This is a genomic window from Leifsonia sp. 21MFCrub1.1, from assembly GCF_900107895.1.
Lineage (GTDB): Bacteria > Actinomycetota > Actinomycetes > Actinomycetales > Microbacteriaceae > Leifsonia > Leifsonia soli.
In genome coordinates this window covers 250,384-267,639 of the sequence record NZ_LT629867.1, presented here as the reverse complement: position 1 = coordinate 267,639, position 17,256 = coordinate 250,384, and the positions used below count along the sequence as shown (strand labels likewise).

Sequence of the window (17,256 nt, the reverse complement as noted above, 5' to 3'; positions counted from 1 at the left end):
AGGGGGCCACCGATGGACCTTTCGTGTCAGGCGACCGCGAGCGACGTGCCGGGGATCGCGGCGATCAGCTGGCGCGTGTACTCCTGCTGCGGCGCCTCGAAGATCGCATCCGGCTCTCCGCTCTCGACGACCGTGCCCGCGCGCATCACGTAGACCTGGTGGGCGACCAGGCGCACCACGGCGAGGTCGTGACTGATGAAGAGGTAGGAGAGCCCGAGCTCGCGCTGGAGCGACACCATCAGGTCGAGGATCTGCTCCTGCACCAGGACGTCCAGGGCGCTGACCGCCTCGTCCATGACGACGAGCTCGGGGTTGAGCGCCAGGGCGCGCGCGATGGCGACGCGCTGGCGCTGCCCGCCGGACAGTTCGTGCGGATACCGGTCGGCGAAGGACGCGGGCAGCGCGACCTTGTCGAGGAGGTCGGCGACCGCCTTCCTGCGGCCGGCGGCATCCCCGATCCTGTGCACCCGCAGCGGTTCCGCCACCACCTGCTCGATGGTGTACCTGGGGTCGAGCGACGCGTACGGGTTCTGGAACACGGGCTGCACCGAGCGGCGGAACTCCAGCAGACGGCGGCCGGACAGGGTGGAGACGTCCACACCGCGGAAGGAGACGGTTCCGCCGTCGGGGTCCTCCAGCTTCAGCGCGAGACGTGCGGTGGTCGACTTGCCCGAGCCGGACTCGCCGACGATGGCCACGGTCTGCCCGCGCGGAACCTGCAGGCTCACTCCGTCGATCGCGAGGAAGGGCTCCGACCGGCCGCGGATGCGGTACTTCTTCACCGCGCCCGCGATGTCGAGGAGGATCTCCGGTTCCGCGCCGTCGGCTGCCGCCTCCACCACGGGGGCGACCTTCGCGCTGGCCATCCCCGGCGCTGCGGCCAGCAGACGCCGCGTGTACTCGTGCCGTGGATGCGCGACGAGTTCGGCCGCCGGCCCGGTCTCGACGATCTCGCCGCGGAACATCACCGCGACCCGGTCGGCGCGCTCGGCGGCGAGCGCCAGGTCGTGCGTGATGAGGAGCACGGCCGCGCCGAGCTCGGACGCGAGCTGGCCCATCTGGTCGAGGACCAGGCGCTGGACGGTCACGTCGAGTGCGGAGGTGGGCTCGTCGGCGAGCAGCACCTCCGGGCGGCAGGCCAGCGCCATGGCGATCAGGACGCGCTGCCGCATCCCGCCGGAGAACTCGTGCGGGTACTGGTTGAACCGGGCGGGGGCGTCGGCGATGCCGGCCCGCTCGAGCAGCCGGATGGCCTCCTGCTTCGCCGCCTGCCCCGTGGCCCGTCCGTGGACCTGGAGCGCTTCGACGATCTGCGCGCCGATCTTCATCACCGGGTTCAGATTGGTCATCGGGTCCTGCGGCACAAGCCCGATGCGGTTGCCGCGGATGGACGTCATCGCCTTCTCCGGGGCGGCCGTGATGTCGAGCTCCTTGAGCAGGATGGTGCCCGACGAGATCCTGCCGTTCTCCGCGAGCAGCCGGTTGACGCACGCGGCGAGCGTCGACTTCCCGGAGCCGGACTCGCCGACGATGGCGACGGTCTCGCCGGCCGCGACATCGAGACTGACGTGCTTGACCGCCTCCACCTCGCCGCGCGAGGTCGTGAAGGTGACCGAGAGGTCCCGGATGCTCAGGACGGGCTCGCGGACGGTCTGCTGGTTGTCGCTGTTCATCGTTCCTCGGCGTTCGTCGTGACGGGAGAGGCTTCGGCCGCCAGCGCCGCTGCGGCGGCGTCGAGCAGCACGGACTGGATGGCGTCGCCGGTCACCGGCGCCGGGCGCGTGTTGTTGTCGGCGTCCCGGGGCAGCGGTCCGGTCGTCCCGACGAGCCGCATCGCCGCACCCGCGACGACGACGTCGGCGTCGAGCCCGAAGCCGAACCAGGTCCCGGTGAAGCCGCCGTGCCCGAGCAGGGTGACGGATCGGCCGCCGGCCGCGATCGTGCTGAGACGGAAGCCCACCGCCTGCTCGGGGTCGACCGCCGAGGGCCGGCTGAACGCGTGCAGCACGTCGTCCGACACGAAGCCGTCGCGGAGGGCAGCGCCCAGGGCGAGCAGGTCATCGACCGTCGAGAACAGACCGGCATGACCGGAGACGCCGCCGAGGGCGTGCGCGGCGTTGCCGTCGTCGACCTCGCCGCGGATCGGGCCGCCGCGCCAGCCGTCGAACCCGTCCGGCCGGAACGGCACCGGGAACGGCGTGCCGGTGGCGATCATCCGGAACTCGTAGGCGTCGCTGTCCGCGCTGGTGACCGCGGACGCGGCGGGAACCGGCCCGTATGCACTGGTGAGCCCGAGCGGTTCGGCGACCATCGCCCGGTAGGCATCGCGCAGCGGTCGACCGGTCACTCGCTCGACCACCGCCCCGGCGAGGATGAGGCCGAGGTCGGAGTACCGCCACTCCGTGCCCGGGGCGCTCGCCAGCGGAAGCTCCTGGGCGCGGGCGATCGCGGCGTCGCGATCGGTGGTCTCCAGATACAGCGGCCACCACGGCTGGAGACCGGCCGTATGGGTGAGCAGCTGCTCCAGTGTGACGCCGTCCTTGTCGCCGCCGCGGAACGTGGGGAGGTGCTCGCGGACGGGATCGTCGAGGCGGAGGCGACCCTCTTCGACGAGGCGCATGACCATGACCGTGGTGGCGGCGACCTTGGTGACCGACGCGAGGTCGAGCAGCAGGTCCCTGCTCATCGGGACGGCCTCCGCCCCCTCATCGCTCGGAGCGGCCCAGCCGCCGCATCCCACCTGCACGCCGGCCGCGGTGCGCACGCCGACGATGGCGCTGGCGGGATGCGTCCCGGGCTCGCCGAGGCCCAGCAGGCGATCGACGTACGTCTGGAGGCCGCTCACCGGCGCACCTCCTCCGCGTCGCGACGGAACTCGACGCGCGGCCACTCCCTCAGCGCCTCGCCCCGCGGAAGCGGAGCGCCGGGCGCCGGGGTCATCCGGCCGAGGACCCGGGGACCCGAGGCGCCCGTGCAGCTGGGGACGTTCGCGGGGAGCCCGTTCGCCGTCGCCCAGCCGATCAGGGCGAAGGCGACGGCCTCCTTGTCGTCGGACGGGACGCTGAGGGCGTCGCTCGTGCGCACATCCACGCCGGGCAGCAGCTCCTCGATGCGCCGGAGCAGCACCGGGTTGCGCACACCGCCGCCCGAGACGATCAGCACCTCGACCCCGGCGGTGCGGATCGCGTCCGCCACCGTTCGGGCGGTCAGCTCGGTGAGGGTGGCGACCAGGTCGGGGAGGGAGAGGTCGCGGGAGGTGCGGCTCAGCTGCTCGAGCACATAGTCGAGGTGGAACAGCTCCTTCCCCGTGCTCTTCGGGGTGGGGAGCGCGTAGTAGGGCTCGGCGAGGAACTGCCGCAGGACCGCCTCGTCCACGGTCCCCGCCGACGCCAGGCGGCCGTCGCGGTCGAAGCTCTCCGGCGTCTCCGTCGAGTGCGTGACCACGGCGTCGACGAGCGCGTTCGCCGGCCCGATGTCCCACGCGACCGGGTCCTCACCCGCGGCGACGACGGTGACGTTGGAGATGCCGCCGAGGTTCAGCGCGCCGGCGCGGACGCCGTCGGCGCCGAGTCCGCGCAGCAGGATCGTGTCGAGGATGGGCACCAGCGGAGCGCCCTGGCCGCCGGCGGCGATGTCGGCTGCGCGCAGGTCGGACACCACCGGGAGCCCGGTCGCCTCGGCGATCCACGCCGGCTCGCCGAGCTGGAGCGTCCCGCGGGCCCGGCCGTCTTCGATCCAGTGGAACACCGTCTGCCCGTGCGAGCAGACGAGGTCCACCGGGCCGAACCCGCCATCGGCGTGAGCGCGGAGCGCCGCCCGGGCGGCCTCCCCGAACTCCTGGCCGATGGCCGTGTCCAGCTCGCAGGCGACGTCGAATCCGACCGCGGCGGGGGGCAGTGCCGCGAGCAGGCGCGCCCGTAGACCGGCGGAGTACGGCGTGGACGTCGTGTACTCGATGGTCGCGGTCGCCGAGGCGACGGCGCCGTCGCCGGCGCCGTCGATGTCGACGATCGCGATGTCGATCCCGTCGTGCGAGGTTCCGGAGATCATGCCGAGGACGCGCATCAGATCTCTGCCTTCGGGGCAGAGGCGACGACGGTGCGCAGCACGCCGGAGGCCGCGTCGAGCGCGCTCCGGGCGTCCTCGACGCTCATCCCGGTGACGATCGTCGCGATGGCGAGCTTGGCGTTCCAGTCCGCGGCGTCGAGCGCGACCCGTGCCGTCTCGTCGTCCGTGCCGGTGGCCAGTGTGACGATCCGCACGGCCCGGCGCAGCAGCTTCGCGTTGGTCGCCTTCACATCCACCATCAACGTCTTATAGGTCTTGCCGAGCCGGATCATGCTGATGGTGGAGATCATGTTGAGCACCAGCTTCGTCGCCGTGCCCGCCCCGAGCCGGGTCGAGCCGGTCACGACCTCCGGCCCGACGGCGATCTCGATGCCGTGACGTGAGATCGCGGAGATCGGGGTGTCCACGTTGCACGAGAGCCCCACGGTCAGCGCTCCGCTCTCGTTCGCGAGACGCAGCGCGCCGAGCACGTACGGGGTTCGGCCGCTGGAGGCGATGCCGACGACCGTGTCGAGTGGACCGGGCGCGACGTTCCCCAGATCGGCGCGGCCAGTCTCCTCGCTGTCCTCCGCGGACTCGATGGAGCTGACCAGGGCGGTCGGGCCCCCGGCGATCAGCCCGAGCACGATGTCCCCGTCCGTTCCGAAGGTCGGCGGGATCTCGGAGGCGTCCAGCACTCCCAGCCGGCCGCTGGTGCCGGCGCCGACGTAGATGATCCGTCCGCCCGCGCGGACGCGCTCGGAGGTGTCCTCGATGGCCGCGATGATGGTCGGCAGTGCGTCACGCACCGCCCCCGGGATCCGGGAGTCGCGATCGTTCATCAGCGTGACCAGCTCCGCGACGCTGAGCTCGTCCAGCATCAGGTCGTCGTCGGCCACCGCCTCCGTCATCAGTTCGTCGAGTTCGGCGTCGGGCGAGTTCGTAGCCATCAACGGCCTCCGGTCTTGGGGTCGAGGGCGGCGCGCAGGCCGTCGCCGAGAAGGTTCAGCCCGATGACGGCGCAGATCAGCGCGGCGCCCGGGAAGAGCAGCATCCACGGGGCGACGCTGGTCAGCGCCTGCGCCTCGTAGACCATGCCTCCGAGCGATGCGGCGGGCGGCGGCGTCCCGAAGCCGAGGAAGCTCAGCGCCGCCTCGGTCAGGATCGCCCACGAGAGCGAAAGCGTGACCTGCACCACCAGGATCCCGCGCATGTTCGGCAGGACGTGCGTGAACAGGGTCGAGAACCGGCTGCGGCCGATGGCGGTCGACGCCGCGACGTACTCGGTGGTGCGCAGCGTGAGGACCGGCCCGCGGGCGACGCGCGCGAAGATCGGCATGTAGACCACGGCGATCGCGATGGCCACCGTGAGCCAGCTCCGCTGCAGCGTGGCGGCCAGCGCCAGCGCGAGCAGCAGCGACGGGAAGGCGAAGAGCACGTTGGTGACGATCCCGACCACCCGGTCGGTCACGCCGAGGAAGAAGCCGGCGAGCACGCCGATCAGGGTTCCGACCACGGCGGCCGCCGCGACGGAGACGAGCGCGATGAGCAGCGAGTTCGCGAGCCCGGCCGCGACGCGGGAGAACGTGTCCCGCCCGAACTGGTCGGTGCCGAACCAGTGCGTGCCGCTCGGCGGGTTCAGTGCCTGCGAGACGTCCTGGTGGGCGGGGTTGTACGGGGTCAGACCGAAGGCCGCCATCAGGGCGAGCACGATCACGATGCCCATCAGGACCAGCCCGGTGATGCCGGGCACCGAGCGGAAGGCGGCGACCCAGGCGCGGGAGCGGCGGCTGGAGTCGATGGCGACGTCGGGGACGTTGCTCATGCCGGTCGCGGCGCTCATCGGACACGCACCTTCGGGTCGACGACACGGTAGACCATGTCGGTGAGGAGGTTCACCAGCACGAACATCGTCGCGATGAGGAGGACCGTGCTCTGGACCACGGCGTACTCCTTCTGGTTCAGCCCGAGGAGGACCTGGCGTCCGATCCCGGGGATCGCGAAGATCTGCTCGGCCACCAGCGCGCCGCCCAGGAGGAAGCCGAACTGGAGGCCCGTCATGGTCACCACGGGGATGAGCGCGTTCCTGAGCACGTGCCGCACGCGGAGCCTGCGCTCCGGAACGCCCTTGGCCCGCGCGGTCCGGATGTAGTCCTCCGCGCGGATGGACAGGATCGCCGTCCGGGTGGTCTGCAGCACGGGCGGCGCGATGCTGATCCCGAGCACGAGCGCCGGCAGGATCATCTGCTGCAGGTTGAGCCCCGGATTCTGCAGCAGCGTCTTGTACCCCTCGCCGTTCGGGTACCAGCCGAACGAGTTCGCCAGCCAGGTCGCGAGCACGGTCGCCAGCAGGAACGACGGGATGGAGAGCGCGAGCAGACTCCCGAACTGGGTGACGTTGTCGCCGAACCGGCCGGGACGGTTGGCCGCGAACACCCCGCCCGGGATGCCGAGCAGCAGGCCGATGATGATCGAGAACACGGCAAGCTCGATCGTGTTCGGGAGCGCCTGGGCCGTCATCTGCACGACGCTCTGGTGCGAGGTGGTGTTGATCCCGAGGTTCCCGGTCAGCACGCCGCCGAGCCAGTCGAAATACTGCACGATCAGCGGTTTGTCGATGCCGTAGTACGCCTCGAGCTGGCGGATTTGATCCTGCGTCAGGTCGCCGGCGGCGGTGCCGTACGCGGCCGTGATCTGGTTGCCCGGGACGACCCGGAGGATGACGAAGGTGAGGATGGACACTCCCACGAGGGTGAGGAGCGCTTCGCCGATCCGCCGGGTGACGGGATGGCGGAGGACGTGCAGGAATCGAGTCATGAGAGCCCGGAGGGTCGGACGCCGGGGCGGGCGCGCGGCCCGCCCCGACGGGCGGTCAGGAGAGGGAGGCCTTCCACAGCGTGGACACGTCGGCGTCGTAGCGCGCTTCGAAGCCGGTCACGCTCGAGTTGAGCACGATGTATTCCTTCGGGGTGAAGAGCCAGACCCACGCCGCGTTGTCGACGAGCTCCTTGGAGAGCTGGGTGTAGACGGTCTTGCGCTTGGCCGTGTCGGTCGTGGCGATGCCGTCGGCGAACAGCTTGTCCAGCTCCGGCGAGCTGTAGCCGGCCACCTTGTTGTAGGTGCCCCCGGAGGTGAAGTACCGGGCGTACATGGTGTTCGGGTCGGCGCTGCCCGCGTTCTGCGCGATCGCCGCGTCGAAGTCGCCCGCGAGCCACTTCTGCACGTAGGCGTTGGAGTCGAGGGCCTGCACGTTGACCTTGATGCCGACCTTGCCGAGCTGCGCCTGGACGTTCTGCGCCTCATCCACTGCGGTGGAGTAGAGACCCTGCGACGTCATGACGTTGAGGGTGAAGCCGTCGGGGGTGCCCGCCTTCTGCAGGTACTCCTTCGCCTTCTTCAGGTCCTGCTTGGCGCACGGCTGCGCCTTCGGGTCGGAGCGGTACTCGGGCGAGGTGATCGGGCCCGTCACCGTGCCGGAGCCCAGTGCCGCCGTGTCGATGACGTCCTGCCGCGAGATGGCGCACTGGATGGCCAGGCGCGAGTTCACGTTGGAGAGCACCGGGGACGCCGCTCGGAGCTGGAGCACGTGGTACTGCAGCGAGGCGGCTTCCATCGACTTGGTCTTGTTCGACACCGCCGTCTTCGCGGTGACGGGGTTGTCGAAGATCGCCACGTCGACCGAGCCGGTCTTGAGCGCGGAGACCATGGACTGGTCGTCGGGGATGATCCGGAACTCGACCTTGGCGGCGCCCGGCTTCCCTGCGAAGAAGTCGGGGTTGCGCTCCAGCGAGATCGACTCGTTGGCGACGCGTCCCGCCCACTTGTACGGGCCGGAGCCGACCGGGGTGGTCTGGAGGCTGTCCACGGAGACGTCGGACGGGACGATGCCGGTGTTCACGGCGGTGAGGCCGGAGGGGAACGACGCATCCGGCTTGCTGAGGTGCACGACGACCGTGGTCGGCGACGGAGTGTCGATGGAGGCGACGGAGGCGAGGTACGAGCGCGAGCTGGCCTTGGACGCCGGGTCCATGATCTTCTCGTACGTGTACTTCACGTCGGCCGAGTCCAGCGCGGAGCCGTTGCTGAACTTCAGGCCGTCCTTGAGCGTGAACGTGTAGGTGAGCCCGTCGGAGGACACCTTGGGCAGGTCGGCGAGGTTCGCGACCGGCTGGTCGTCCTTGTTGGTGGTGAGGAGCGGGCTGTAGATCTGGGACAGCACCTGCACCGACTGCTCGGAGGTCGTCGTCCAGGGGATCGTCTGGGTCGGATCCGCGGTGATCCCGAAGACGAGCGTTGCGTTCGGGTCGGCGGACGCGGTGGGGGAACTGCTGGTGCCGGTGCATCCTGCGAGCAGCATGGATGCGGTGGCAACCGCGGCGCCGGCGACGATCGCCTGACGCCCGAAGCGGTTGACCTTCATTTCGGGCCTCCTTGGTAGGTGTTGCGCCTGCTGTGAGCGACGACGTCGGCGACGTTGCCGGGATAAACGTTAGGGGAATAATATTCCTCTTGCGTTTCCAAGTTGTAAATTTTTTAGCACGGACGACGCGCGAAGTCCAACGACTTCGTTTCCCCGGCCGTGACCGCAGGCGCTGCGCGAACGCCGGGCCCGCTACGGTAAAGCAGAACGACCGCGAGGAGACGGCGATGACCGAGGACATCTTGGTGCGGCTGCGTCAGGCCCTGCCCCGGCTGCGCCGCAGCGAGCAGCTGATCGCGCAGGAGGCGCTCGCCGAGCCGGCGGAGGTCGCGAACCTCAGCATCACCGAGCTCGCCGCGCGCTGCGGCACCTCGACGGCGACGGTGGCGCGATTCTGCCGCAGCGTCGGATTCGACGGCTACAAGGGCTTCTGCCTCGCCCTCGCCCGGGCGGCTGTCGACGAGAGCGGCCGACGCTACCAGTTCGGCGTCTCCGAGGGCGACATCGACCCGGCGGACTCGACCCGCGACGTGGTCCGCAAGCTGGCCTTCCAGGAGGCGCGGGCGGTCGAGGAGACGGCCGAGATGCTCGACCTCGACGAGGTGGACCGCGTGGTCAGCGCCATCATCGACGCGCCGATCACCGACGTGTACGGGTCGGCGTCGAGCGGGCTGGCGGCGCAGGATCTCGGCCAGAAGCTGCGCAGGATCGGCTACTTCGCCAACGCGTGGACGGATGCGCACCTCGCGCTGACGAGCGCGGCCGTGCTCCGGCCGGGGTCCGTCGCGATCGCGTTCTCGCACTCCGGCGAGACGGAGGAGGCGCTCTCCGCCATCGAGACCGCGCACCGCGCAGGCGCGTTCACGGTCGCTGTGACGAACTTCCCCGAGTCGCCTCTGGCGCAGATGGCCGACGCCGTGCTCACCACCGCGTCCCGGGAGACCCGGTTCCGCTACGGAGCGATGTCGAGCAGGATGGCGCAGCTGATGATCGTGGACGTCATCTTCATGGGCGTCGCCCAGCGGCGCCCGGACGTCGTGGCCGACGCGCTGGCCGCATCCCTCGCCGCCGTCGAGGGACGCCGACGGCCGCGCCGCAGCACGCCCTGATCCGCATCGGGTCTGATCCGCGGGCCAGCCCAGCCCTGCAGGCCCGCTCAGAGCCGTTTGGCCATCCCCACCTGCGGCTGCCCCCACTCCGGCAGGGTCTCCCTGGTGCCGTCGAGCGCCCATCCCGACCTCTCGTAGAACCGCCGGGAGGGCTCGTTCTGCTCGAAGACCCAGAGCCGGGCGGTCGCCGCGCCGAGGTCGCGCAGCTCCTCCTCCGCCGCGGAGAGAAGCCGGCGGCCGTATCCCCCGCCCTGAGCGTGCGGTGAGACGTACAGCGAGCTGACGTACCCCGCATCCGGGCCGGCGAGCCGGAAGCCGACGAAGCCGACGAGCGTGCCGTCGTCGTCCTCCGCCGCGAGGTACCGTTCGCCGCCGCCGGCGAGCGCCCGCTGCCAGAGGGCCGCGGCACTGTCGGGGGTCATCCGCTCGACCAGCTCCGCCGGCATGGTCCGGCTGTAGCTCAGGTGCCAGCAGTCGAGGAAGACCGTCGTGAATGCCGCAGCATCGTCGGCGGTCGCGGTGCGCAGTCCTGCCATGGGTCACAGCGTACGACGGACGGCCCCCTCCGCCGTCGCTCCGGATGCGGGCTCCCCGAATCGGGCGGGCGGCGGTACCCTTCGACCGTGGATGACGACGCCACGCGGTTCCAGGGCTCCATCCCCGAGTTCTACGATTCGGGGCTCGGGCCCGTGCTCTTCCGCCACTACGCCGACGTGCTCGGCGCCGCGGTTTCGTCGACCGCGCCGCGGCGCATCCTCGAAGTCGCCGCCGGCACCGGGATCTCGTCCGCCGGGATCGTCGCGCACAACGGCGGAGCGGAGCTGGTCCTCACCGACCTGAACGAGGCGATGCTGCTGCGGGCCGCCGCCAAGGTGCCGGAGGGGACCCGCATGCAGGTCGCCGACGCCCAGGCGCTGCCGTTCGAGGACGGCGGCTTCGACGCGGTGGTGTGCCAGTTCGGCATCATGTTCGTGCCCGATGTCGGCGCGGCGTTCCGTGAAGCCCGTCGCGTTCTCGCGCCCGGCGGCGTCTTCGTGTTCAGCGTCTGGGACAGCCACGACCGCAACCGGTTCGCGGCGATCGTCGACGGACTGCTGGCCGAGACGTTCCCCGACGACCCTCCGCCGTTCTACCGCGTCCCGTTCGGGATGAGCGACATCGAGCGGTTGCGGAGGCTGGCGCAGGACAGCGGATTCGGCCGGCTCCGCATCGACGTCCTGCCGCACGACGCGCCTGTCGCCTCCTGGCGGGCGTTCGCGGACGGCCTGATCCGCGGCAACCCGGTCTCCGACCAGGTGCGTGCACGGTCCGGCGATCTGGATGCGCTCGTCCGCACCGTCGCAGAGCGGCTGTCGGCGGAGTACGGGCCGGCGCCGACGACCATCCCGGTGCAGACGATCCTGTTCCGCGCCTGGGCCGTCTGATCAGGGCGGCCGGGTGCCACGAAGGCCGCCGAGCAACGCCCGGCGGCCTCCGTAGCGGTGCCCGCTAGGTGGTACGGATTCGGCGACGGCGCAGCAGGAGCAGCACCCCGCCGGCGGCGAGGAGGATGCCCCCCAGCCCGCCTACGCCCCAGCCGATGGTGGAGCCGGTCGAGGCGAGGCCCGCGGTGCCTGCCGGGTCGTCGACGCGGTGGCTGGTGGCGCAGTCCGGGTTCTGGTCGGGAGCGGGCACGCAGACCGCGTCGTTGTCCGGGCTGGTGACCACGTTGGCGATCCGCTTGTCCCCATTGCCCGTGACGAGCACCGAGTAGGTGACGGTGACGACCTGACCGACAGCGAGATCACCGGTCCAGGTCAGGGTCGTGCCGGTGCGGGTCACGGTCCCCGAGGTCGCCTTCTGGTCGCCGGCCCAGGTCGCGTCGTCCAGCACCTTGCTCAGGTCGTCGACGACGGTCCCCTTCGCCGGAGCGGCGCCGGACTGAGCGATGGTGAGGGTGTACGTGATGCGGTCGCCGGCCTTCACCGCGTGTCCCGACGCCGGGTCGGACGTCTTGGAGAAGGTGTAGTTGCCGTACTCGTGCAGCGTCTCGCAGTCGGAGGCGGAAGCGCAGCCGGCGGAGGTCACGACGTTGTCGAGCCTGCCGTCGCCGATCGAGCGCGCATCCTTGACCGTCACCGAGTAGGTGACCGTGGCCACCGCACCGACGCCCAGGGTCCCCGACCAGGCGATCGAGGTCCCGGTCACGGTGGCCGTGCCCGCATCCGCGGCGATGTCGCCGTTGTAGGTGGCGTCGTCGGCGACCTGGGCGAGGTCGTCGGTGAACGACGCCGCCGCCGGCACCGGGCCGCGCTGGGTGACCGTCACCGTGTAGTGGATGACGTCGCCCGAGTGGACGACCGTTCCGGGCGCCGGGTCCGCGGTCTTCACGACCGAGTACCCCGCGATGTCGATCCCCGCCGGGTCGCACGGGATGGTCGGGGCGACACCCGAGTCCGCCGGAGTGTCGGCGGTGGCGCAGGCGGTGTTGACGAACGCGCCGCCGGGGAGGGTCTCGTCGAGGACCAGCTGGTACTCGTGCGACTCCGAAGCGCCCGGCGCGAGCGAGGCGATGTGGAACGCGCCGGCCGTCGGGCTCTTGTCGTCGGCCACATCCAGGTTCGTCAGGGTTCCCTGGCCCGTGTTCGTCACGGTGACGCGGTAGTGGACGGTATCGCCGTAGTGGAACGCCGGGTAGTCGATCGCGTTGTTCGCGTCGTGCCAGGTGCCGTCGGCCGCTTGCACCTCCTTGAGGATGGTCGCCGAGTAGAAGTTGGCCACGGAGAGGGCGGCGGAGGTGCGCATCACCAGAGCGGTGTGGCCCGCGATCGACTGCGCCCGGTTCACGAGCGTGTCTCCGCCCTTCACGCCGTCGGTGGTGATGTGGACGCCGAACTGCTGAGTGGCGCCCGGGGCGAGGCTGCCGCCGATCACGCGGATGGCCGTGGGGTTCGCGGGCATCGTCGTCGACCAGCCCGCGGTGTTGCCGGTCGGGTCGCCCGGTGCCGCGCCGTTCTGCGCGCTGGACGGGTCGTCCGACAGGGTGGTCGGGTCCGCCGTCGTGTAGTAGACGGTCGCACCCAGCGGGGCGTTCACCGAGGTCAGCGTGTACGACCCGGAGAACGCGGTGCCGCGTCCGTCGCCGTTGTACGGGAGGATGTCGATCGTGTCCGTGAACGGCTGCGTGATCGGGTCGTAGGACTTCACGGTGACCGTCCACGACCCCGTGCCCGTCCCGTCGCCGTTCACGTTCGGGATGAAGGGCGCGTCGGCGGTCTTCACCACGGTGGTGTAGCCGTCGGTGGCCACGGTGACCTGCGCGGCGGCGGCCTTCGAGATCCCGCCATAACTGGCCGTGACCGAGTTGACCAGAGCGGAGCCCGGCGTGACGGTGCTGTCGGCCACGGCCTGGTAGGTGAGGGCGTGGTCGGCGTTCGTCGTGACGCCGTTCAGCGTCCAGGTCAGCACCTGCTGTCCGGAGCCGTTGGTCGACACCGCGGGCTCGGGTGAGGCCGTCCCTGCCACGTAGGTGACGCCCGCGGGCAGCGTGTCGACCAGCTGGTAGCCGTCGACGGTCGCCGGGATGGCGCCGGCGCCGTTCGCCGAGTAGGTCAGCGTGTAGACGGCCGGGTCGCCGGGGCTGACGACCGAGCTGTCGGCCGACTTGGCGATGGCGGGCGTGGCGGTCACGACACGGAGCACGTCGCGGAAGCCGGTGGTGCAGGGGTAGCGCGAGCCCGCGGTGGGCGTGATGCAGCCCGTGCCGTTCCACCAGTTGTTGAGGGGCACGTCCACCACGCCGGAGAAGAACGACCAGATGTCGGTCCCGGCCGGGACGTTCGCGTTGATCTTCTGGTAGACGACCGCGGTGACATTGGACTGGGCGGAGAGCTGCTCGAACTGGCCCTGGGTAGCGGTGATGCGCATGGCCTTGACCGTGGTGAGGTCGGTCGGCTGGACCGTCGTCCAACCGCCCGTGGACCCGCAGTCGAACGCATTCGGGTCGTAGGAGGCACTGGTCGGGTCGACCGTGGGGTCGTTGCCCACGTAGTACTCGGCCGTTGCGCCGATCGTGTTGTCCGTCACCGGCTGGGCCCAACCCCAGCCCGCATAGGTGACATACCGAGTGTCAAGGGCGGAGCACATACCCACGATGCGGTCGTCCGGGCGGTCGGTGTGCAGCTGCATCCCGGAGTCCATGTACTGACCGACGGTCGTTCCTGCGGACACGCGATAGGTGTCATCCCACTGGGTTCCGCCGGAGTTGGTGTAGCCGCGGCCCCAGCCGGAGGAGTACAGGCCCGGGGTCGTCCACGCCTTGGACTCCGCATTGTTCGACGGGTCGTCCTGCGCGGTCTGACCGGTGACCGAGGTGTAGGTCGGAGCGTTGGAGTTCAGAACGACCGAGCCGGAGGCGGCCGTGTTGACGCGGATCCAGATGGAGCCGGACGCCAGCGCCACCTGATCGACAGGGAGCCGGTTGCCCGCGGAATCGAGCGTCGGCGGGTTCGCCGGAGAGTAGTCGATCCCCGTGATCGTCATCTGGAACGTGTTCGCCCCGGTCTGCGAGATGGTGCAGGTTCCGGCCGGAACGGTGAGCTGAGTCGCCGGGTGTGTTCCTCCGGACCAGGGGTGGCCGTCCGCGGCGCCGGGACCGGTGAACGGGGAGCATGCCTTCGCGTCGACGGAGACTGCCGAACCCTGCGGCGAAGCGATGTTGAGGTTGTAGGTGATCGACTGCGGGCCGGCCTCGCTTCCGAGGGCCTTGCTCAGCGTCCACTCGTAGTCGACCAGGAAGCCGCCGGCGCCGGACGAGAAGTTCGGCGAACCGACACCCCAGCGGATGTCCATCCCGAACGCGTTGGTGATGGCGATCGGGCTCAGCGTCGCGGTCGCCCCGCCGATGCTGCCGTCCGCGGTGATCTGGTCGCCGGTGGCGCCGTCTGCGACGATCGGCGCCTGCAGCACAACGGCGGTGCCCTGGTCGCGCGTCCCGAGGTTGCAGACGAGGGTGTGGCCGTCGGCGGAGATGCTCGAGGCCGGGGTGACACCGGTGGTGAGGCACAGCGAGGGAAGGGCCGTGTACCGCCCGCTCTGCGCGGCGATCGTGACCGTCACGTTGTCCACCGGGGCGTTGGACGGCGCCTCGGCGTCATCGTTGACATTGATGCGCCAGACGCCGGTGACCACGTCGCCGCTCTTGACGGTCGTCGGGGTTCCCGGTGCCCATGCGGCCTCGATCTGATAGACCGGCGCGGCCATGGCGGGCGCTCCGACAAGGGCGGCGGCGAGCGCCAGAGTTCCGGCGACCAGCGCGGCCAGCCAGCGCCACGGCGAGGCCAGCGCGATTCTTCCGTCGCGGCGGCGGCCGCGCCCATCCTGGTGTGCAGACACAGCAGTATCCCCTTCGTCCTGCGTCATGGAGCGGCGGTGCACCACCGAGACCGGTGCCCGCCGCGCCACACGCTAGCTGCGCGCGAATCGGCCCCGACCGGATTTCACCCCGCTTTCACCCGCAGTCCGACCAGATGACCCCCGAACGAGGGACACGCTCCGTCTCCCCGATGTCCGCGGCGTCAGCGGTTCAGAGACGTCAGCGGTGCAGCGGCGGCAGCGAATGGAGCGGCACCCCGAGGAGGGACGCTCCCCACAGCGCAGCGGCGACCGTGACGACGAAGCACAGCCAGAACACGGCGGCGACGGCACGGCCCCGCGACGCCCGGCGGAGGACCGACAGGACGAGGAATCCCGCGACGGCTCCCGACGTGTTGAGGATGACATCCGTGACGTCCGAGCTCCCGGACGCGAGCACGTACTGGAGCCCCTCGAGGATGCAGCTGGCCAGCGCCGCCAGCGCGGCGACCGGGCCGACGCGCCAGCGCGGCGCGAGCACACCGAGATAGACGCCGAACGGCACGAACAGCGCGACGTTCGCCAGCATCTCGGAGAGCCGGTTGGCCCCGAACCCCTCACTCGCGACGAACGGCACCAGTTTCACGGCGCGCACGCCGTCGCCGCTGAGGTCGGGCACGTGGAACTTCCACAGCACGGCCCACACCAGCAGGATGAGGTACACGCCGAACAGCACGGCCGGAAGGGTGCGCGGCGCCGTGCGCGCGGGTCGGAGGGAGAGGGATGCGGTCACCTTCTCGACGCTAGGTGTCGCGCGCCCGACGCGAATCAGCCGCAGGTCGCGACGGCCTACGACCTGCGGAGGATCGCCGCGCCGTCAGACGGGAAGCACGGTGTTGCCGCGTCGCAGCGCGGGCGCGCCGAGTCGCACCCAGACGAGACTGACCAGACCGGCGGTCACATCGACGGCGATCGTGGCGGTCGGACGCCCGTCGCGCGAGAGCAGGAGGCCGGGACGCCCGTTGACCGGACGCTCGACCACCTCCCGTCCGCGCTGGGCGCCGAGGCCGTAGGCGAGCAGGAGCGCGGCGTCCTCCACCCCGCGCACCACGCGGATCCGCGTGCGGTCGTGCTCCCCCGCATCAACGACGACCGCGACATCCGGGTCGAGCAGGCGGCGCAGCCGCCGAGCGTCGCAAGCGGCCGTGGCGGCCCGCAGCTCGCCGACGAGCTGACGCCTGCGGGTGAGCACAGAGGGCAGCCACGCTGTCATCGACATAGGAGCGCCTTTCTCGTCGAAGTGCGAAGGTCCGGCGGCGGGAGGGACCAGCCGTGGTCTGCTTGGCGCATGCCCCGGGGAGTGGGCCGCCTGAAACCCGGTGTTCCCGCTCTTACCTCACGGCTCGGCCGGACCGGACCAGGTCACCGCGACGCGGCGACCTGGGCGTCCAGCCAGTCGGCGAACGTGGTGGCGAAGACCTCCGCGTCCGGCCCGGGCACGAGCTCGCGGTCGCTCAGGTGGGCGCCGAAGTAGCGCGCATCGGGGTCCTCGACGACCTGACGCGCGTCGCCACGCGCTCCCAGCCCGCGCGCGATCAGCTCGGTCAGCCGGAACTCCTCCGGACCGCTCACCTCGAGCACTCCTCCGAGGGGAGAGCCGGCCGCGGTGCGGGCGACGGCCGTTGCGACGTCCTCCGCCGCGATCGGCGTGATGACGACAGGCGCGAGGCGCACCGTGTCCCCCTCGGTCGCCGCGTCCGCGATCGCTTTCACGAACTCGAAGAACTGCGTGGCATGCACGAGGGAGAACGGGATGCCGGACTCGCGGATGAGCAGCTCCTGAGCCACCTTCGCGCGCATGTACCCGCTGTCCGTCATCCGCTCGGTGCCGACGACCGACAGGGCGACGTGGTGTCGCACCCCGGCCTTCCTCTCGGCCGCGATGAGCGTGTTCGTGGATGTGGTGAAGAAGTCCATCACCGCGTCGTCGGCGAAGGACGGCGAGTTGGAGACGTCGACGACGACGTCCGCTCCGGCGAGCGCCGCATCCACCCCCTCGCCGGTGAGCGTGTTCACGCCCGAGTTCGGGGAGGCGGCGATCGCCTCGTGCCCGTGGGCGGCCAGCAGGGCGACCACCTTCGAACCGATCAGGCCGGTCCCGCCGATGACGACGATCTTCATGTCCGTGTCTCCTCGAATCCTGTATCCGACGGCGGTCGTGCACCGCCCGTCACCCACTACGACCGGGCAGGACGCGCGGATGTGACAGGTCGCGGAATCCGGGCACCCGTCACAGATCGGCGCCGCGATCGGTCAGAGCGGGAGCCGGGACCTCCCCGGGGACGACGA

14 protein-coding genes are annotated in these 17,256 nt (G+C 70.8%); 2 read left to right on the top strand and 12 right to left on the bottom strand.

All coding sequences use genetic code 11. From position 1 onward, the window contains the following. Positions 1-26: 26 nt before the first annotated feature. The 7 genes from BLW09_RS01155 to BLW09_RS01125 are packed head-to-tail and all read right to left on the bottom strand — an operon-like array spanning position 27 to position 8,467. Positions 27-1,673, bottom strand: coding sequence for an ABC transporter ATP-binding protein (locus tag BLW09_RS01155; RefSeq protein ID WP_089907376.1), 1,647 nt, complete (start codon positions 1,671-1,673; stop codon positions 27-29). After that, positions 1,670-2,845, bottom strand: a complete 1,176-nt coding sequence (locus BLW09_RS01150) for a serine hydrolase domain-containing protein (protein ID WP_089907375.1) — start codon at positions 2,843-2,845, stop codon at positions 1,670-1,672. The genes BLW09_RS01155 and BLW09_RS01150 overlap by 4 nt, the downstream gene beginning before the upstream one ends. Beyond that, on the bottom strand, positions 2,842-4,065 hold the full coding sequence (locus tag BLW09_RS01145) for an anhydro-N-acetylmuramic acid kinase (protein ID WP_089907373.1): 1,224 nt from the start codon (positions 4,063-4,065) through the stop codon (positions 2,842-2,844). Before BLW09_RS01145 ends, BLW09_RS01150 begins: the two co-directional genes overlap by 4 nt. Then, a complete protein-coding gene (murQ, locus tag BLW09_RS01140; protein WP_089907371.1) occupies positions 4,065-4,997 on the bottom strand; it encodes an N-acetylmuramic acid 6-phosphate etherase in 933 nt (310 codons plus the stop codon). The genes BLW09_RS01145 and murQ overlap by 1 nt, the downstream gene beginning before the upstream one ends. Beyond that, positions 4,997-5,890, bottom strand: a complete 894-nt coding sequence (locus BLW09_RS01135) for an ABC transporter permease (protein WP_231946977.1) — start codon at positions 5,888-5,890, stop codon at positions 4,997-4,999. Before BLW09_RS01135 ends, murQ begins: the two co-directional genes overlap by 1 nt. Continuing rightward, a complete protein-coding gene (locus tag BLW09_RS01130) occupies positions 5,887-6,864 on the bottom strand; it encodes an ABC transporter permease (protein ID WP_089907369.1) in 978 nt (325 codons plus the stop codon). The genes BLW09_RS01135 and BLW09_RS01130 overlap by 4 nt, the downstream gene beginning before the upstream one ends. A gap of 55 nt (positions 6,865-6,919) precedes the next feature. Beyond that, positions 6,920-8,467, bottom strand: coding sequence for an ABC transporter substrate-binding protein (locus BLW09_RS01125; RefSeq protein WP_089907367.1), 1,548 nt, complete (start codon positions 8,465-8,467; stop codon positions 6,920-6,922). A gap of 227 nt (positions 8,468-8,694) precedes the next feature. Here BLW09_RS01125 and BLW09_RS01120 point away from each other — a divergent pair, with 227 nt between their 5' ends. Further along, positions 8,695-9,576: a MurR/RpiR family transcriptional regulator gene (locus BLW09_RS01120; protein WP_089907366.1), complete on the top strand. Its 882-nt coding sequence runs from the start codon at positions 8,695-8,697 to the stop codon at positions 9,574-9,576. A 47-nt stretch (positions 9,577-9,623) separates the two neighbouring features. On the opposite strand, the gene BLW09_RS01115 is transcribed toward BLW09_RS01120, so the two are convergent. Next, positions 9,624-10,112, bottom strand: coding sequence for a GNAT family N-acetyltransferase (locus BLW09_RS01115; protein WP_089907364.1), 489 nt, complete (start codon positions 10,110-10,112; stop codon positions 9,624-9,626). Positions 10,113-10,199: 87 nt separating this feature from the next. On the opposite strand from BLW09_RS01115, the gene BLW09_RS01110 reads away from it, so the two are divergent. Then, positions 10,200-11,000, top strand: a complete 801-nt coding sequence (locus BLW09_RS01110; protein WP_089907362.1) for a class I SAM-dependent methyltransferase — start codon at positions 10,200-10,202, stop codon at positions 10,998-11,000. 64 nt (positions 11,001-11,064) lie between these two features. Here the strand turns inward: BLW09_RS01110 and BLW09_RS01105 are convergent, their stop codons facing one another. From BLW09_RS01105 to BLW09_RS01090, 4 genes are all read right to left on the bottom strand, one after another. Continuing rightward, positions 11,065-14,949, bottom strand: coding sequence for a DUF7927 domain-containing protein (locus BLW09_RS01105; RefSeq protein ID WP_089907360.1), 3,885 nt, complete (start codon positions 14,947-14,949; stop codon positions 11,065-11,067). A 199-nt stretch (positions 14,950-15,148) separates the two neighbouring features. After that, positions 15,149-15,700 carry a VanZ family protein gene (locus BLW09_RS01100; protein WP_089907358.1) on the bottom strand — a complete coding sequence of 184 codons (552 nt, stop codon included), beginning with the start codon at positions 15,698-15,700 and terminating at the stop codon, positions 15,149-15,151. 84 nt (positions 15,701-15,784) lie between these two features. After that, a complete protein-coding gene (locus BLW09_RS01095) occupies positions 15,785-16,186 on the bottom strand; it encodes a hypothetical protein (protein ID WP_089907356.1) in 402 nt (133 codons plus the stop codon). Positions 16,187-16,329: 143 nt separating this feature from the next. Beyond that, positions 16,330-17,088, bottom strand: a complete 759-nt coding sequence (locus BLW09_RS01090; RefSeq protein ID WP_089907354.1) for an SDR family oxidoreductase — start codon at positions 17,086-17,088, stop codon at positions 16,330-16,332. Positions 17,089-17,256: the final 168 nt, after the last annotated feature.

Excerpts from the sequence above, each read along its gene's own strand:
- BLW09_RS01155 (WP_089907376.1), bottom strand. The coding sequence starts at position 1,673 with ATGAACAGCGACAACCAGCAGACCGTCCGCGAGCCCGTCCTGAGCATC.
- BLW09_RS01145 (WP_089907373.1), bottom strand. The coding sequence starts at position 4,065 with ATGCGCGTCCTCGGCATGATCTCCGGAACCTCGCACGACGGGATCGAC.
- murQ (WP_089907371.1), bottom strand. The coding sequence starts at position 4,997 with ATGGCTACGAACTCGCCCGACGCCGAACTCGACGAACTGATGACGGAG.
- BLW09_RS01135 (WP_231946977.1), bottom strand. The coding sequence starts at position 5,890 with ATGAGCGCCGCGACCGGCATGAGCAACGTCCCCGACGTCGCCATCGAC.
- BLW09_RS01130 (WP_089907369.1), bottom strand. The coding sequence starts at position 6,864 with ATGACTCGATTCCTGCACGTCCTCCGCCATCCCGTCACCCGGCGGATC.
- BLW09_RS01125 (WP_089907367.1), bottom strand. The coding sequence starts at position 8,467 with ATGAAGGTCAACCGCTTCGGGCGTCAGGCGATCGTCGCCGGCGCCGCG.
- BLW09_RS01120 (WP_089907366.1), top strand. The coding sequence starts at position 8,695 with ATGACCGAGGACATCTTGGTGCGGCTGCGTCAGGCCCTGCCCCGGCTG.
- BLW09_RS01115 (WP_089907364.1), bottom strand. The coding sequence starts at position 10,112 with ATGGCAGGACTGCGCACCGCGACCGCCGACGATGCTGCGGCATTCACG.
- BLW09_RS01095 (WP_089907356.1), bottom strand. The coding sequence starts at position 16,186 with ATGTCGATGACAGCGTGGCTGCCCTCTGTGCTCACCCGCAGGCGTCAG.
- BLW09_RS01090 (WP_089907354.1), bottom strand. The coding sequence starts at position 17,088 with ATGAAGATCGTCGTCATCGGCGGGACCGGCCTGATCGGTTCGAAGGTG.